The organism is Microbacterium pullorum, from assembly GCF_014836535.1.
Classification (GTDB): domain Bacteria; phylum Actinomycetota; class Actinomycetes; order Actinomycetales; family Microbacteriaceae; genus Microbacterium; species Microbacterium pullorum.
The window spans coordinates 53,714-69,909 of sequence record NZ_JACSQP010000001.1 but is presented as its reverse complement, the minus strand read 5'-3'; the positions used below and the strand labels follow the sequence as shown (position 1 = coordinate 69,909).

Annotated in this window: 19 protein-coding genes; 9 read left to right on the top strand and 10 right to left on the bottom strand. The window is 70.8% G+C overall.

All coding sequences use genetic code 11. The features are described 5' to 3' along the window. Positions 1 to 78 precede the first annotated feature (78 nt). The 6 genes from H9651_RS00350 to H9651_RS00325 form a co-directional block, all read right to left on the bottom strand. Positions 79 to 378 (bottom strand): Dabb family protein, encoded by a 300-nt coding sequence (locus H9651_RS00350; protein WP_191717119.1) that lies wholly within the window; start codon positions 376 to 378, stop codon positions 79 to 81. After that, entirely contained in the window at positions 375 to 632 is a 258-nt protein-coding gene (locus H9651_RS00345) for a glutaredoxin family protein (RefSeq protein ID WP_191717118.1), read from the bottom strand. Before H9651_RS00345 ends, H9651_RS00350 begins: the two co-directional genes overlap by 4 nt. 1 nt (position 633) lies before the next feature. After that, the gene (locus H9651_RS00340; protein WP_191717117.1) at positions 634 to 927 is read right to left on the bottom strand and encodes a rhodanese-like domain-containing protein; all 294 of its coding nucleotides are present in this window, start codon (positions 925 to 927) and stop codon (positions 634 to 636) included. A 114-nt stretch (positions 928 to 1,041) separates the two neighbouring features. Next, a complete protein-coding gene (locus H9651_RS00335) occupies positions 1,042 to 1,140 on the bottom strand; it encodes a 30S ribosomal protein bS22 (protein WP_003792170.1) in 99 nt (32 codons plus the stop codon). Between the two features lie 82 nt (positions 1,141 to 1,222). Next, positions 1,223 to 1,414: a helix-turn-helix domain-containing protein gene (locus H9651_RS00330; RefSeq protein ID WP_191717116.1), complete on the bottom strand. Its 192-nt coding sequence runs from the start codon at positions 1,412 to 1,414 to the stop codon at positions 1,223 to 1,225. Positions 1,415 to 1,510: 96 nt separating this feature from the next. After that, positions 1,511 to 2,422: a TetR/AcrR family transcriptional regulator gene (locus H9651_RS00325; RefSeq protein ID WP_191717115.1), complete on the bottom strand. Its 912-nt coding sequence runs from the start codon at positions 2,420 to 2,422 to the stop codon at positions 1,511 to 1,513. Between the two features lie 84 nt (positions 2,423 to 2,506). Between H9651_RS00325 and H9651_RS00320 the strand changes: the two genes are divergently transcribed. Further along, positions 2,507 to 3,406 (top strand): ATP-binding cassette domain-containing protein, encoded by a 900-nt coding sequence (locus H9651_RS00320; RefSeq protein ID WP_191717114.1) that lies wholly within the window; start codon positions 2,507 to 2,509, stop codon positions 3,404 to 3,406. Then, positions 3,403 to 4,203 carry an ABC transporter permease gene (locus H9651_RS00315; protein ID WP_191717113.1) on the top strand — a complete coding sequence of 267 codons (801 nt, stop codon included), beginning with the start codon at positions 3,403 to 3,405 and terminating at the stop codon, positions 4,201 to 4,203. Before H9651_RS00320 ends, H9651_RS00315 begins: the two co-directional genes overlap by 4 nt. Before the next feature lie 6 nt (positions 4,204 to 4,209). On the opposite strand, the gene H9651_RS00310 is transcribed toward H9651_RS00315, so the two are convergent. Continuing rightward, positions 4,210 to 4,614: an ArsR/SmtB family transcription factor gene (locus tag H9651_RS00310; RefSeq protein WP_191717112.1), complete on the bottom strand. Its 405-nt coding sequence runs from the start codon at positions 4,612 to 4,614 to the stop codon at positions 4,210 to 4,212. Between the two features lie 67 nt (positions 4,615 to 4,681). On the opposite strand from H9651_RS00310, the gene H9651_RS00305 reads away from it, so the two are divergent. Together H9651_RS00305 and H9651_RS00300 are read left to right on the top strand one after the other, a co-directional pair. Then, a complete protein-coding gene (locus tag H9651_RS00305) occupies positions 4,682 to 6,124 on the top strand; it encodes a TrkH family potassium uptake protein (protein ID WP_191717111.1) in 1,443 nt (480 codons plus the stop codon). Then, positions 6,117 to 6,788, top strand: a complete 672-nt coding sequence (locus H9651_RS00300; RefSeq protein ID WP_191717110.1) for a potassium channel family protein — start codon at positions 6,117 to 6,119, stop codon at positions 6,786 to 6,788. Before H9651_RS00305 ends, H9651_RS00300 begins: the two co-directional genes overlap by 8 nt. Positions 6,789 to 6,798: 10 nt before the next feature. Here H9651_RS00300 and proC read toward each other — a convergent pair whose 3' ends face one another. After that, positions 6,799 to 7,632 (bottom strand): pyrroline-5-carboxylate reductase, encoded by an 834-nt coding sequence (gene proC, locus H9651_RS00295; RefSeq protein ID WP_191717109.1) that lies wholly within the window; start codon positions 7,630 to 7,632, stop codon positions 6,799 to 6,801. Positions 7,633 to 7,771: 139 nt separating this feature from the next. On the opposite strand from proC, the gene H9651_RS00290 reads away from it, so the two are divergent. Beyond that, the gene (locus tag H9651_RS00290) at positions 7,772 to 8,887 is read left to right on the top strand and encodes an alpha/beta fold hydrolase (protein WP_191717108.1); all 1,116 of its coding nucleotides are present in this window, start codon (positions 7,772 to 7,774) and stop codon (positions 8,885 to 8,887) included. A gap of 97 nt (positions 8,888 to 8,984) precedes the next feature. On the opposite strand, the gene H9651_RS00285 is transcribed toward H9651_RS00290, so the two are convergent. Then, entirely contained in the window at positions 8,985 to 9,422 is a 438-nt protein-coding gene (locus H9651_RS00285) for a nucleoside deaminase (protein ID WP_191717522.1), read from the bottom strand. Between the two features lie 258 nt (positions 9,423 to 9,680). On the opposite strand from H9651_RS00285, the gene H9651_RS00280 reads away from it, so the two are divergent. From H9651_RS00280 to upp, 4 genes are all read left to right on the top strand, one after another. Further along, the gene (locus tag H9651_RS00280; protein WP_191717107.1) at positions 9,681 to 10,160 is read left to right on the top strand and encodes a hypothetical protein; all 480 of its coding nucleotides are present in this window, start codon (positions 9,681 to 9,683) and stop codon (positions 10,158 to 10,160) included. Beyond that, positions 10,160 to 10,786 carry a hypothetical protein gene (locus H9651_RS00275; RefSeq protein WP_191717106.1) on the top strand — a complete coding sequence of 209 codons (627 nt, stop codon included), beginning with the start codon at positions 10,160 to 10,162 and terminating at the stop codon, positions 10,784 to 10,786. The genes H9651_RS00280 and H9651_RS00275 overlap by 1 nt, the downstream gene beginning before the upstream one ends. A gap of 84 nt (positions 10,787 to 10,870) precedes the next feature. Further along, complete coding sequence (locus H9651_RS00270) at positions 10,871 to 11,959, top strand: hypothetical protein (RefSeq protein WP_191717105.1); 1,089 nt, start codon at positions 10,871 to 10,873, stop codon at positions 11,957 to 11,959. Between the two features lie 9 nt (positions 11,960 to 11,968). Then, positions 11,969 to 12,601 (top strand): uracil phosphoribosyltransferase, encoded by a 633-nt coding sequence (upp, locus tag H9651_RS00265; RefSeq protein ID WP_191717104.1) that lies wholly within the window; start codon positions 11,969 to 11,971, stop codon positions 12,599 to 12,601. 28 nt (positions 12,602 to 12,629) lie between these two features. On the opposite strand, the gene H9651_RS00260 is transcribed toward upp, so the two are convergent. Beyond that, positions 12,630 to 16,178 (bottom strand): TM0106 family RecB-like putative nuclease, encoded by a 3,549-nt coding sequence (locus tag H9651_RS00260; RefSeq protein WP_191717103.1) that lies wholly within the window; start codon positions 16,176 to 16,178, stop codon positions 12,630 to 12,632. Between the last annotated feature and the right edge of the window lie 18 nt (positions 16,179 to 16,196).

Below are 16,196 nucleotides of genomic sequence, written 5' to 3'. Positions count from 1 at the left end.
TGCCGTGGCCGCCGTCCCGGCGATCACGGCACGGCCGCGGCAGCGGCCGTTGAGCGGGATGGGTGATGCCGGTGGCCGTCAGATCTCGAGGTCGACGGCCATGCGGTCCGAGCGGATGGCGCCGATGAATGCGGCGACCTCCTCATGCGCGGGATGCACCTGGTAGGCGTCGAGTCCCGCCGCGTCGTCGAAGTCGGCCACGAGGGCGAGGTCCCAGTTGCCGGGCAGATCGAGCGCGTTCGCTCCCGCGCTCATCGCGCGCAGCGTCGGCACGACACCCACGAGGGCTTCGAGACGGCTGCCGGCTTCTGCGGCCTGCGCGGCGCGGGTGCCCGCGTCGTCGGCGGCGAGCTTGAAGGCCACGATGTGACGGATCATGGGGAGATCTCCTCGGTGAGTGCGGCGCGCAGCCGGTCGGGTGAGACGCGCCAGTGTGCATGCAGCCGGTCGTCGATGAGGACCACCGGGATCTTCTCCCACCACTGCTCGTACAGCGCGGGGTCGTCGAGGATCGACGCTTCCGCCACCTCGATGCGATCCTCGGGGAGGTCGGCGACGACCGCGTCGACGATCTCCCGCGCGACGTCGCAGAGGTGGCAGTCGGGCTTGGTGATGAGGGTGAGCGTCGTCACGTCAGCGCTCGATCGGAAACCCCGCGGCGACCCAGTCGGAGGTGCCGCCGTCGACGTTGGTCGCGTCGTAACCGCGCTGGCTGAGGGCAGCCACGACTTGTCCCGACCGCCCACCGACCTGACAGATCACGTCGAACGGCTCGTCGGGGAGGCGGTCGAGCTGCCCACCGAGCACGGACATCGGCAGGTTGATGGCGCCGGGCACGTGGCCCGCGGCGAACTCATGCTCCTCGCGTACGTCGATGAGCGGCGTCCCCTGACGCTCGCGCAACTGCTGAACGGTGATCGACTTCATGACGGTCCCTTCGACAGAACACGAAGCGCCCCCGGCGACGCGGTCATCGACACGCGGCTGGGCCGCGTCTCGACTGCGAAGGACCGGTCGGGGGCGCTTGTGTCGTATGCCGCTTTACTTCTTGTTGCGGCGCTGGTGGCGAGTCTTGCGAAGCAGCTTGCGGTGCTTCTTCTTCGCCATGCGCTTGCGGCGCTTCTTGATGACAGAACCCACGGAGAACCTCACTATGTCGGGGGTCTGGGAGCGGCGGTACCGCACCCGGGATCGGGGCAAACGAAAAATGCCTCAGATCAGTCTAGCCGACGTCGGCGACAGGACGTTGCAGTGCATCGCGCACCGCGCTCTCGGGCACGCGATAGCTGCGCCCGAACCGCACGGCGGGCAGCTCGCCCGCGTGGACGAGACGGTAGACCGTCATCTTGGACACGCGCATGAGGTCGGCGACCTCGGCGACCGTCAGAAATCGCATATCGGGCAGTTCAGCCATGGTTTCCCCCTCGCGCTGGGGCCACTCTAGGCCGCGGGAGCGACGCCTGTAAACCGCTGGGGCGGGTGGGGCCGGTGTCGTATGTCGTCGTCGGGGTCAGCCCAGACGGGACTTCGCTTCACGCGCGGCCACCCGCTCGAGTCTGCGGGCGTCGCGCAGCGCCTTCTCGGCTGCGTGCACGGCTTTGCGGGCATCCCGAAAGCGCTTGTCGCCGGCGATGTCCGCGTTGTCGTCCCGCGGCCAGGCGATCGGTGCGTCGCGACGCCCTTCTTCAGCACCGGCGAGGTAGGCCGCCACGCCGTCGAGGCTGCGCGCCAGCCCGAACGCGAACGGATCGGAGTCACCCAGGAACACCCCGGCGTCGATTGCGGCGCGCAACGCCGGGTAGGCATCCGCGGTGATGAGATCGCGGAACAGCGCGTCCTCTCGCGCCGCGAACTGCGACTCATCCACCCCCGCGGCGCCCTGCGTGCGGGCATATCCCACCGTCACCATTCCCGCCCAGCGGGCGTGGCCGGCCACCAGCAGCGACACCGCCATCCGCTCGTCATGTGTCAACGGCGTACCGTCGAGGGCGACGAGCCCGGCGTCGATCCACGCCGCGCTGTTCGGCGTGGCCGGGGCGCCGGTGATGGGCACCTCCAGCAGCCACGGATGCTCGAGGTACCGGTGCATCTGCGCCCCGTAGAGCACCTGGAGCTTCTCCCGCCAGCCGTCGACCTCGCGCACCTCTTCGGGCGGAAGGCCCGTGGCCTGCTCCTGCATGAGGAGGAGCAGGTCGTCCTTCGCGGTGACGTAGCGATACAACGACATCGGCGTGAAGCCGAGACGGGCGGCGACGGCGGCCATCGACACCGCGCCGAGCCCCTCCGCATCGGCGATGGCAACCGCGGCGTCGACGATCTTCTCCACGCTCATCTCGCGTTTGGGTCCGCGCTGAGGACTGGACGCGATCCCCCACGCCAAGGCGACGCCCCGGGGGAGCTCGACATCGGGGGAATCGCTCATTCCCCCAGCATAGGACTGTGTATTCAGTAAACGAGGTGTTACTGTGCTAAACAGTTTCGCTCATACACAGTGAAGAGGTGCAGCATGACCACGACCATCGACGTGCGGGGCCTCGGCAAGGCGTTCGGCTCGCACACCGTGCTCCGCGGCCTCGACCTGCGGGTGCGCGCGGGCGAGGTCTTCGCCCTCCTCGGCCCCAACGGGTCGGGAAAGACGACCACCATCAACGTGCTCACGACCCTCGTGCGCCCCGATGCGGGCGAGGTCGTGATCGCGGGTGTCGACGTGGTGCGTGACCCCGTCGAGGCGACCCGCCGCATCAGCCTCACCGGGCAATCGGCCGCCGTCGACGACGGCCTCACCGGCATCGAGAACCTCGTGATGCTCGGACGCCTGTCGGGGCTCCGCACGCGGGCCGCGCGCGCCCGCGGCCATGAGCTGCTCCAGCGCTTCGACCTCGTCGATGCGGGTGCACGCCGCGTCGGCACGTACTCCGGGGGCATGCGACGCCGGCTCGACCTCGCGCTCAGCTTCGTCGTGCCGCCGCAGGTGCTGATCCTCGACGAGCCGACGACGGGACTGGACACCCGCAGCAGACGGGAGCTGTGGGAGATCATCCGATCGCTCGCCGACGCCGGCACCACCGTCTTCCTCACGACTCAGTACCTCGAGGAGGCCGACCAGCTGGCCGACCGCATCGCCGTCCTCGACGACGGCCGCATCGTCGCGACCGGAACCCCCGCCGAGCTGAAGGCCCGCGTCGGCAGCGACACCGTCGAACTGCGCGACGACGACGGCGACCTCGTGCGCGTCGTGCCGACGGACGGCACCGTCACGGGCCTGCGCCGCGCCCTGGACGAACTCGACGAATCCGGTGCGCGGGGCATGGTGACCCTGCGTCGCCCGAGCCTCGACGACGTGTTCCTCGCCCTCACCTCCGGCGGCGCAGACCCTTTCTTCCCGACCGTCCGGGAGACCCGATGACCGCTCCGTCCCCCATCGCCCCGGCACTGCGCCCCCGCATCACCGGCTTCGTCGCCGAGCGGGTGTTCGTCCGCCGCAGCCTGCTCAACTCACTGCGAGACGGCGAGTCGCTGCTCATGGGCGTGATGCTGCCGGTGCTCCTCATCCTGATCTTCACGTATGTCTTCGGCGGAGCGCTGGATGCCACCGGCGGCTACGTGGACTACGTGGTTCCGGGCGTCGTGCTGATCTGCGCGGGTTTCGGAGCATCGTCGACGGCCCTCTACGTCGCGACGGACATGAAGGTCGGCATCATCGACCGGTTCCGCACCATGCCGCTGCGTGCCGGAGCGGTGCTGACCGGTCACGTCGTGGCGAGCCTGCTGCGCAATCTCGTCGCGACCGGGGTGGTCGTCGCCGTCGCGGTGGCTGTCGGCTTCCGCCCCACCGCGGACGTCTGGGGGTGGATCGGTGCCGTCGGCGTCATCGCCCTGTACATCCTCGCAATCACGTACCTCTTCGCTGCGATCGGCCTTGCCGCGCGCAGTCCGGAAGGTGCGAACGGCTACGGGTTCATCCTGCTGTTCCTGCCCTACCTCTCCAGCGCGTTCGTGCCGGTGCAGACCATGCCGTCATGGCTGCAGCCGATCGCCGCGTATCAGCCGGTGACCCCGATCATCGAGACGATCCGGTCGCTGCTCATGGGGACGACGGTCACGTGGGAGCCGTACGCGGCGCTCGCGTGGTGCGTCGGCATCCTCATCGTCGCGATCGCGTGGGGCGGCCGGCTGTTCCGTCGCAACTCGAGGCGGCGCTGAAGCGGGTCAGCGCCCCGGGATCTTGCTGAACACGTTCGACAGGGCGTGCTTGGCGGATGCCGCGGCGCGCCCGACGACCTCGGCGGCCTGAGCCGCGGAGTCGTTGAGGCTCGGCGAACCGTCGGCGAACTCGTCATCGAGCAGGAACGGCATGAGCCAGTCGTCCACGGCGTCCAGTGGCGCGGTCGACAGGCTGTAGTACCGGTGCTGTCCCTCCTCGCGCACCGAGACGAGTTCTGCGTCACGCAGCACCTTGAGGTGCTTGGAGACCGTCGGCTGGCTGACGCCGAGTTCTTGCACGATGTGCGAGACGCTGGTGCCGCCACGTTCGCCGTTGCTCGCGCGATCGAGCAGGAACTGCAGGATGTCGCGACGGGTGCCGTCGGCGATCACGTCGAAGATATCCGCCATGGGGATAGGTTAGCGGCGGCTTCGCGGGAGTACCATGACACGGATCCGAGAGCGAGGAGGACGCCGCATGACGGGCGACACCGTCGGCACGCGGCTGCGGCGCGGCATCCTGACCCGGCTCGAGTGGGTGTGGGATGAACTGCGCCAGCTGACCACGGCCTCCCCCGCCCGTTTCGCGGTGCTGATCTTCGTCGCGCTCATCCTGCTGTTCACGGCGCTGTACTCGCTTCCCGCCGCGGCCGCCGACGGGAAGCCGACTTCGCTGGCGGACGCGCTCTTCACCGCCGTGTCGACGATCTGCGTCACCGGACTGTCGACCGTCGACATGTACTCGCACTGGTCGCCGCTCGGACACGTCATCACCTACGTCGGCGTCAACGTCGGCGCGCTCGGTGTGCTGACCCTCGCCTCGATCCTCGGGCTCGTCATCTCCAAGCGCCTCGGGCTGCGCGCCAAGCTCATCGCCGCCGGCGACAGCAACCCACTGCGCGCGCACGGCGGTCCGGTCAACGAGGGCCAGACCGTGCGGCTGGGCGAAGTGGGTCAGCTGCTGGCGACCGTGGCGCTGTCGACCCTCATCATCGAGGCCGCGCTGACGCTGCTGATCTACCCGGCGCTGATCGTCGCGGGCATCGACCCCGTCACCGCCCTCTGGGAGGCGCCGTACTACGCCGCGATGTCGTTCACCAACACCGGCTTCGTGCCCAACGCCGGCGGGCTCACGCCTTTCGCCGACGACTATTTCTTCCTCGGCGTGCTGATGGCGGGCGTCTTCCTCGGGTCGATCGGCTTCCCCGTGATCTTCACCCTCTGGCGCCACCAATGGCACGTGCGCCGTTGGTCGCTGCACACCAAGCTCACCCTCATCACGACCGTCATCCTGTTCTTCGCCGGCGCGATCGTGTTCCTGAGCCTGGAGTACGTGAACCCCAAGACCTTCGGGTCGATGGATGCCTGGGACACCGTGTTCCAGTCGTTCTTCCTGTCGGCGATGACACGGTCGGGCGGATTCTCGGTCGTGGATATCGGGGAACTCAACGGATCGTCGCTCGTGGCGGGGTCGATGCTCATGTTCGTCGGCGGCGGGTCGGCGTCGACCGCGGGCGGCATCAAGGTGACGACGCTGGCGGTGCTCGCCCTCGCGGTGTGGTCCGAGGCTCGGGGCCGCCAGTCGGTTGAGGCCTTCGGCCGCCGCATCCCCAGCGACGTGCAGCGCGTGGCGCTGTCGGTCGTGGCCTGGGGTGCGACGATCGTGGCCCTGTCGACGATCACCATCACCCAGATCACCAAGGCGCCGGTCGAACTGGTGCTGTTCGACGTGATCTCCGGTTTTGCGACGGTGGGCCTGTCGACCGGACTCACGGCGGAGCTGCCGGACTCGGCGATCTACGTGCTCGCGGCGACCATGTTCATGGGGCGCGTTGGTACAGTGACACTCGCGGCGGCCGTGGCAGCCACCGCACGTTCGCAGCTGTACTCGATGCCGGTGGAAAGGCCGATCGTTGGTTGAGCAGATCCGGGGCGATGCCCCCGTCCTCGTCATCGGCCTCGGCCGATTCGGTGCCGCGTGCGCGGGCGAACTCGATCGCCTCGATCGCGAGGTGCTCGCCATCGACGCGAACCTCGAGCTCGTGCAGAAGTGGTCAGAGCGCGTCACGCATACGGTGCAGGCCGACTGCCGCAACATCGACGCGCTGAAGCAGGTGGGCGCACAGGACTTCCAGGTGGCGATCGTCGCGACCGGCTCCTCCATCGAGGCCTCCGTGCTCATCACCGCGAACCTCGTCGACCTCAAGGTGCCGCAGATCTGGGCCAAAGCCGTCTCGCAGTCGCACGGCAAGATCCTCGCCCGCGTGGGCGCGAACCACGTGGTCTACCCCGAACGCGAAGCCGGCGAGCGCGTGGCGCATCTGGTGAGCGGGCGGATGCTGGACTTCATCCGGTTCGACGACGACTTCGTGCTGGCCAAGATGTACCCGCCGAAGTTCATCCGCGGCGTCGGTCTCAACGAATCGGGCGTGCGCACCAAGTACCGCGTCACGGTCGTCGGGGTGAAGAGCCCCGGCAAGCCGTTCCGCTACGCCGAGGCGAACACGGTCGTCACCAACCACGACCTCATCATCGTGTCGGGGACCAACTCCGACATCGAACGCTTCGCCGGCCTCGACCGCTGACCGACGCGCGTCAGGAACCTGCGGCGAGCTCGCGGGCCCGCGCGAGCGCAGCATCCGTCGCCCGGGTGAACAGGTCGTCGAGGTGCGCCTCCTGCAGCACGGCCACGGCCCGCTCGGTGGTGCCCTTGGGGCTCGTCACCTGACGTCGCAGCTCCGCCGGTTCCTCCCCCGACGCCTCCAGCAGCGCCGTCGCGCCGATGAACGTCTGCTCCGCCATGAGCCGCGCCGACGCCTTGTCGAAGCCCTTGGCGCGGGCGGCCTGAGTGAGCTGCTCGATCAGCAGGAACACGTAGGCCGGGCCCGATCCGGAGATCGTCGAGAGCGCGTCGATCTGGTCCTCGGGAACCTCGACGACCGCCCCGACGGTTTCGAACAGGCGGCGCACGAGCGCGATGTCCTCGGCGGTCGCGGCGGTGCCGCCGGCGAGGCCCGTGACACCCTTGCCGACGAGGGCGGGGGTGTTGGGCATGGAGCGCAGCACCGCGACGCCGGAGCCGAGGATCGATTCGAACGTCGCGACGGTGACCCCGGCGGCGAGACTCACCACGATCGTGCCGGGGCGGAGGTCGCCCGCGATCTCGCGCAGCAGGTCGGGCACCATGCCCGGCTTCACGCCGATGAGCACGATGTCGGCGGATGCGGCGGCGCGCGCGTTGCCGTCGGGCTCGTTCTCGAGCGCGATGCTCGTCACGCCCGCGAGCCCTTCGAGCTTCGCGGCCTTCTCGGCCGTGCGATTGGTGACGGTCACCGCCGGCGCGAGGCCCGACCGGACGAGGCCGTGCAGCACGGCCCCACCCATGGAACCGGCACCGAGGATCGCGACAGCAGGCAGCGCAGAAGTCATGCGGCCATCTTCCCAGACGCCCGCGCCGGAGTGATCGGCGATGGCCCCGAGACCGTCGGATCGTTGGCGGTGCGCGGCTATAGTGACGAGCACGGGCACGGCCCCGCCCGCCCGGCACCGAGCAGACGAAGGACGCACCATGCAGACCCTCCTCGACGGGATCTCGGCACGGCTCATCGAGACGCCGCGCCTGACGGTCAACATCCTCGAGCGCATCGCAGACGATCCCGCCACACCTGCCGACCGCACCGTGGTCTTCGTGCACGGCAATGTGTCGTCGAGCCTCATCTGGCAGGAGGTCATGCAGGATCTGCCCGGCGACCTGCGCGCCATCGCGGTGGATCTGCGCGGCTACGGCGACACCGACCACGAGCCCGTCGACGCGACGCGGGGCGTGCGGGACTTCAGCGACGACCTGCACGCGGTGCTCGACGCACTCCAGGTGCCCACCACCCACCTCGTCGGTTGGGCGCTGGGGGCGGGCGTGGTGATGCAGTACGCGCTGGATCACCCCGTGCTCTCGCTCACACTCGAATCCCCCGTCTCGCCCTACGGCTTCGGCGGCACGCGCCGCGACGGATCGCGTCTGACCGACGACGACGCGGGGTGCGGTGCGGGCACGGCCAACCCCGACTTCGTCGAGCGCCTCACGGCAGGCGACGACGGCGACGAAGCCACGACGTCGCCCCGCAATGTCTTCCGCGCCACCTACGTCGCGCCGGAGTACCGCACCGACCACGAGGACGTGTGGATCGCGTCGATGCTGAGCACCTCCACGGCGACCGGCAACTACCCCGGCGACGTGGTGAACACCGACACCTGGCCCGGCTTCGCACCGGGCACGATCGGGGCGCTCAATGCGATCGTCCCGCGGTACTTCGACGTGTCGGGCATCGTGTCGCTCGACCGCAAGCCGCCGATCCTGTGGGTGCACGGCACGGCCGACGTCATCGTGTCGGATGCCTCGTTCTCGGACGTCAACCAGCTCGGCGAGGTCGGGGTGATCCCCGACTGGCCGGGCGAGCAGGCTGCCCCCGCGCAGCCGATGGTGACGCAGACGCGCGATGTGCTGGGCGCCTACGCGGCCGCCGGCGGCGACGTCGTCGAGCTCGCCCTCGAGGGGATCGGCCACACGCCGCACCTGGAGGGCCCGGCGAAGTTCCGCCACGCGCTGCTCGCCGCGATCGGCTACATCGGCCGCCCGGCCGACCCCGCGCCGCCGACCGAAGCGATCGTCATCGCCTCCTCCGACTGACCCCGCCCCCGCCCCCCCGCCGAGTGAGCATTCGCCCCGCCGAGTGAGCATTCGCCTCGCCGAGTGAGCATTCGCGACGCGGCCCGCGCTCACCCGCTCAGGGGTCGCGACGAGCGCTGAAGAAGGCGCGCAGCAGCAGGGATGCCTCCCGCTGACGCACTCCCCCGATCACCTCGGCACGGTGCGGCAGTCGCCGGTCGCGCACGACGTCGTACATCGAGCCGGCTGCGCCCGCCTTGTCGTCCCATGCGCCGAAGACCAGCCGCCCCACATGCGCCTGGATCAGGGCACCCGCGCACATGAGGCACGGCTCGAGAGTCACGACGAGCGTGCAACGGGAGAGGTTCCACGACCCGACGGCCTCGGCTGCCGCGCGCAGCGCCACGATCTCGGCATGCGCGAGCGGGTCGCGCGTGGCCTCGCGCAGGTTGCGTCCCTCGCCGATGACCCGGCCCGCGGCATCCGTCACGACCGCCCCCACCGGGATGTCCCCGTGCTCGGCGGCTTCGGCCGCGAGGGCCAGGGCGCGGTCCATCGCCTCAAGGTCGGCGTCACACGCGGGGAGATCCACGCGACCAGGCTATTGCCCGCCGGGCGCACCGGGGACTTCTCCCCCTCGGCACCGCGCCGACCGCCCCCTAGACTCGCTCACGGCGGGGGGAGGACCGAATGCCGGATCTGAAGATCGACCTGGAGAGCGTGCGGGCGGTCGGAGCCGACCTCGGGCGCATCGCGACCGAGTTCGAGTCGGCCAACGTGCGAAGCGACCGGGCTCGGGGCCGCGGCGCGCGTGGTGGGCAACGCCGCCAGCGCCGCACGGATCAACGCGCAAGCGGGGGCGGAGGTGGCATCCCGTGCGCTCGGCTTCGAGACCTTCGAGCAGATCACGGTGCGGCAGGCGATCCGGCTTCGACCCGCGCAACTGGCCGAATCCGAGGCGCTCTGGCGCACGCCGGTCACGGCGCTGGGTGAGGGCGACGTGGTCTACCGCCTCTACGGCAACGGCTCCGCACAGATCGGCCGATCGTGGTCCACGGCGGGACCGTGGGACTTCGCGAGCACGCGCGCCGCGCTCGGCCTGCCGAGCGTCAATGCCGCCGACAACCTGGCGATCGCCACGGTCGATGACCTCGGCGGCTACAGCTTCAGCCGCCACGCGCTCCCGTTCAACGGAATGCCCGGCGGCGCTCCCGAGCATCTGATCAACGGCAACGACTTCGGCGAGATGGGCTTGCGGCTGTTGGATGACGTCCCTTGGGTCGTGGCCAACTGATGCGCATCGATGCACTGGACTACGCCCACCGGGTCAAAGTCACGAACGCCCCTGCACCGTTCGCAGGACTCGTCCTCGATGCGGCGTTCCGCCCCGGCGACGGCCCTGGCGGATTCGTGCGGTACCGCATCGACGATCGCACGCGGTACGCGCTGGTCCGCACCACGGCTGGCGGGTTCCGCTCCGGCCGATGGTGGGCCGCTGCCGACCTCTACGACGTCGACGGGAGCGCGACGGCATCCCCACCCCCCGTCGACCAGGCGCCGGATGCGCGCTTCACGCCGCGCGCCGAAGTGGACCTCACCGACGATGTCGCGGCTTCCCCCGCCCGGGCACCCGAGACCATGGACGGCACACGCTGCACCGCCCGCGTCGACGGTTCACCAGACGTGTCGCTCGTGCGCGTGGTCGACCGCGACGATCACTCCCTGATCGTGGTCGAGTCGGGAGCACTCGGCGTCGGGACGGTCCTGAAGGCGCCGGGCGGACTGGGCTCGATGCTCACGGGGGCCGCGACCGCCACCGTGGAGATCGATGTGCCGCAGCGCGAACCGGTGAAGTGGTGGCGCCCGCGAACGAGCCCCGCGCCCCTCGTCCGCCGCCGCCTGCACCTGACGCGTGCGTGATCGATCCGCCGCCCCGCCATGAGAAGGGTCGAAGGGCACGGGTCGCGGTTCTGGCTAGGCTGACGACGACATGAGGAGAATGCCGTGAGCGAGGAGCAGCCGGAGTCGATGCCGATCGCCCCGTCGACCGATGTGGGCTCGGCGCGTCTCGCCGCCGCCCTCGCCGCGGTGGACGTCGCCGCGATCGGACGCGCTCTTCGCGCCGACTACGTCGTCGTACCGCTCATGCGCGGCCCGGGCGGGGAGACCCAGACCCGCGTCATCGAAGCCGCCGACCCCGAGGGCGAGCGCAAGTGGGAGCTGCACCTGTTCTCGTCGACTGAGACCTACTCCGCCTTCCTGGCCGACAACGCCGAGCGCGAATTCGCCCTGCAGGCCGGCGTGGGGCTCATCCCGCTGTTGGACGCCTACCTGCCGCTGCTGCGGCGCGTCGTGTTCGACGCCGCCGGACCCCACCCGGTGCAGGCGACCCCCGAGGACGTGCGGGCGTCACTGCAGCCGTCCCCCGACGACGACGCCGTCGCCTGGATCACACAGGAGCAGGCCGAGCGCGGGTTGCGCGAGGGAGAACGCGTCGTGGGGTTCGACCTGTTCCTCGGCGACGACTGGGCGCGCATCGACCTGACCGAACCGCGTCACATCGAGCGGGACGTACGGGCTCTCGTGAAGGCGCAGCTGAAGGGCGTGCCGTCGGCGCCGGTCCTGCGCGGCCAGTTGACAACCTGGCTCACACAGACGGCGCGGACGGCCGCCGGTGGCGGGGGTCACCTGCTCGCCTTCCTCACGCGGCGCACGGCCGAGGCTGCGGCATCCGTCTCGGTCACCCAGTACTGGCAGGAACTCGGACCCGCCGGTGAGCGCTCGCACCTGGATGCCGTCGGCGAGCGGCTCAGCACGGCCCTCGGCCCGCAGGACCAGCTGCACGCCGCCGAAACCGGCGGCACCTCCTTCCTGCGACTGACGACGCGCCGCATGGGGCCACCCGAGCTCGCCGGCCGTCCGCTCGGGGTGGTCGACTACTGGCTGGCCTTCCCCGACGGCCGGGGGCTGTGCCTCGTGAGCTTCTCCACCCCGCACATCGAGCAGCTGGCCGAGGTGCGGCTGCTGGCCGACAACGTCATCCTCGCGGCCGCCTGGGACGTGGCGCCCGCAGCGGAGGGGTCCACCGCGTAGTCTTGAGCCATGCGTGTGCACGTGGCCAACCACCCCCTCATCACCCACAAGCTGACCGTGCTGCGCGACGAGCGCACGCCGTCGCCGATGTTCCGGCAGCTGGTGGAAGAACTCGTCACGCTGCTCGCCTACGAGGCGACCCGCAACGTGCACGTGGAACCCATCGCCATCCGCACCCCCGTCACCGAGACGACCGGGGTGCGCCTCAGCGAGCCGCGCCCGCTCGTCGTGCCGATCCTGCGCGCGGGGCTCGGCATGCTCGAGGGCATGGTCAAGCTCATGCCGACCGCCGAGGTGGGCTTTCTCGGGATGCTGCGCGACGAGGTGACCCTGCAGCCGGCGACGTACGCCGAGCGTCTGCCCGACGACCTCAGCGACCGGCAGTGCTTCGTGCTGGACCCCATGCTCGCCACCGGCGGGTCGCTGGGTGCGGCGATCGACTTCCTCTTCGCCCGCGGCGCGCAGGACGTCACCGCCATCTGCATCCTGGGCGCCCCCGAGGGCGTCGCCGCGATCGAGAAGCAGGTCGGCGACCGCGACGTGACGCTCGTGCTGGGCGCGCTGGATGAGCGTCTCAACGAGAAGGGGTACATCGTGCCCGGCCTCGGCGACGCCGGCGACCGCCTCTACGGCACGGTCTGACCCGCGCCGCTGAGGCGGCCCCGCCGCCTCAGGCCCGCACGAGTCGGGCGAAGGCGCTCAGTCGCGCCACTCCCTCGGGCGTGCGCGGCAGATCGTCGAGCACGCCGGGCGCGTAGACGACGTAGGCGGCGTACTTCGCCCGCGACACCGCGACGTTGAGCCGGTTCTGCAGCAGCAGGAACTCCAGCCCGCGCGGCGCGTCGCGCCCGCTGGATGCCGCGAGAGAGACGATCGCGATCGCCGCTTCCTGCCCCTGGAACCTGTCGACCGTGCCGACCGGAACCTCGCCGAGACCTGCGGCCTGCAACGCCTCCTCCACAAGCACCTGCTGCGCGTTGTAGGGCGTCACCACGATGATGTCGGCGGCCGTCAGCGACCGCGGCGGCGCACCGGCACCATCGGTCCACGCCCGCCCGACGACGTCGCGGACGATGCGCACGACCTCCGCGGCCTCCTCGGGCGACTGCGTCGCGTTCCCGTGATGCCGCACCGCGACCGGGTGCACGCCCGGCTCGATGCCGGTGACCAGCCGCGCCGCCGCCGACGGGTGCGAGGCGAGCTCGCCGGCGTACGCCAGCTCGGAGACCGGCTCGGCGACGGCCGGATGCATGCGCCAGGTCTGCGCCAGGAAGTACCCGTACGCCTCGTCGATGACCTCGGCGCCGTCCATGACCCAGCCGAGGGCCGAGGTGTCCACCGGCTCGGGGTGCGTGCCCTGGCTGACCTGCGGCAGCTGCTGCGGGTCGCCCAGCAGCAGCAGGCGGGACGCGGCGACGGACACGGCGATGGTGGATGCCAGCGAGAACTGGCCCGCCTCATCGATGACGAGCAGGTCCAGGCTGTGCCGCGGCACGCGGGTGGGATGGCAGAAGTCCCAGGCGGTGCCGCCGATGACGTATCCGGCGGGCTGCTCGGCGGCGAACGCCTGCACGCCGTTCTTCGCGATGACGGTGAAGGACTCCTCCCCCGTGGGTACTTCCTTCAGCGCCTTGGCGACCTGCGCCTTCGGCACCCCGGCGGCCACGACCCGGTCGAGCATGTTCTCGACGACCGCGTGCGACTGCGCGACCACGCCCACGCGGTACCCGCGCTCGGCGACGAGGCGGGCGATCACGTGCGATCCGACGTAGGTCTTGCCGGTACCGGGAGGGCCCTGTACGGCGAGGTAGCTGTGGTCCAGATCCGCGATCGACGCGGTGATGTCGGCAACGACGTCGCCGGTGCCGCGCGCGAGCGCGCCCGACCGCGTGCGCGGCGGCATCCGGCGCAGCAGGTCGGTCGCCGCGTCGGCGGGCAGGGCGGGAGCCGCCGCGACGACGGCATCCGCCCATTCGTCGATCGCACCCTGCTGACTGCCGGCGGCAGGCGGACCCTCGGGCGTGAGCGCGACGGGAAGCTCAGACCACGTGAACCCGTCGACGGGCGTCTCGCTGACGATGACGCCGTCGTCGAGCACCTCGACGATCTCGGCCGAGCGGGCAGCGTGCAACGCCCGCGGCCCGGCGTCGACGGGGAAGGGCGCGGGCCGCTCGTAGACGACGAAGGGCCGTCCGCGCTCCTTCAACCGGGTGCCCGGGGCGAGCTCGCCGCGCAGCTCCACGAGGCGCCGGTCGACGCGGCCGCCCTCGGGCCGATGCCAGTCCTGCACGACGCGCGAACGCTCGGCGTCGAACACGACGACATCGCGACTGTCGGCCCACGTCGACACCGGCTCGCGAAGCCGCAGAAAGTGCGTGGCCCAGAACGTCTTGCGCTCGCGGGGGTAGTAGTCGATGGCAGCGGCTGCGAGCCGCAGCGCCTGTGCGTCGGATTCCGGCTGACCGTCGGCCAGCCGCCCGAGCGCTTCGGCACGCGGCGAGGGTTCATAGCCGGCGTCGACGGGATCGGGCTCGACCGAGGGGCGCATGCCGGCGTCTTTCGCGCGTTCGACCAGCCAGTCGCGCAGGCGCCTCGTGGAGACGCAGTCGTAGCGGTTGTAGTCGGCGAGGTCGGCGAAGACGGCCTCGGCTGTCGCGTCGTCGCCGTCCTCCGCGGCGGCCCTGGCCTGCACGTACTTGACGATGGAGTCATCGCCGCGCTGGACGTCGCTCGTGCGCACCTCGTCGCCCATGTACAGCGGCTCGAGCTTCTTGATCGAGTACGACCGCGACCCCACGCGCAGCGCCCGGCGCACGATCGGGTAGAGGTCGACGAAGACGCCGTCGCGCAGCAGCCGGTCGACGTCGCCCTCGCGCACGCCGTAGCGCGCCGCCATCTGCAGCAGGTGCGTCGGCTCGTAGGGGGCGTAGTGGTAGATGTGCATGCCGGGGCGCTCGCGGCGGCGCAGCGCCACGAGGTCGAGGAAGCGCTCGAACGCCGCCCGCTCCTCGGCGAAGCTGTGGGCCCAGATCGCGCTGTACTGCTCGCGCACGTCGACCCACCCGAACAGGTAGTCGATGCCCCAGGTCGTCGCCGGGCCCTCGGTGTAGAGCGGGTCGCCCTCGAAGTCGAAGAACATGTCGCCGGCGTCAGGCAGCGGCAGGGCACCCAGTGCCTGCGGGAACACGACCTCGTACGTCGGGACGGGCGCCGGACCGGTGACGGGCGCGAGGAGGCCCGCGGGGTCGGCCGTGTGGGCATTCCCGGCGGACACGGCGTGCGCGACGGCGGAGGATGCCGCGGGCTCGGGCACGCCGGCGGGGCTGTCCAGCTGCAGCCGCGCCTGCGTGCGCAGGCTCGCGAAGACGTCCCACGACATGCGTGCGGGCGCCTCGTGGGCGGCGGCGAGGTCGTCGATCGTGAGGATGCCGCCGGCGCGCAGCCGTTCGCGCTGCACGGGCCGCATGCCCGCCACCAGCAGCAGGTCGCGGTGCGCGACGACCTCGAGGTCGCATGTGGCGCAGCGGCCGCAGGCGATGACGCCCAGCTCGCCCCGCGGGTCGCCCCACGGAATGGGCTCGCCGGCGGCGCCCGCCGCCACGTCGCGGTCGGCGATGAGGGCGAGCAGCCGCGCGCGGCGCAGCCGGAAGGTGGGGAGCAGGTCGCGCACCGCGTGGGTAGACGTGCTGCCGTCGCCCAGCAGCAGCTCGACGTGATCCGCACGGGCCACGCCGAGGGCGTCGAGCTGCACGACATAGGCCGCGAGCTGCATGAGGGCGGTGACGCGAGCGTGGCGAGCGAGTTTGGTGTCCTGCACGACCCAGCTGCCCGTCACCTCGTCGCGCACCAGGAAGTCGGCGAAACCGACGAAGTCGGGGGCGGTGAAGGCAGCCTGGTAGATCACCGCGGCATCGGAGCGCAGCGCCGCCTGGGTCTGGGCTACGGCCTCGGCGAGAGCGGCGGCATCCGTCGATCGCGCTTCGGCGATCTCGACCACGCGTCCCGGGAAGGCCCGGCGATACTCATCCAGCACGCGCCGCTCGTGCGCCATGCCGAGGCGCCCGGCACGCTCGAGCGTGAGGTCCTCGGGGTCCTCGACCGCCGGCACGCGGCCGAGCTTCGCGTCGATGGCGCGCAGCCAGGCGAACTCGCATTCGGCCGCGGCCTTCAGGTCGCTCGCGCTCCAGACGATTCGGGCTTCGTCCTCGATGTATCGCATATCCACCTTTCGTCTTCG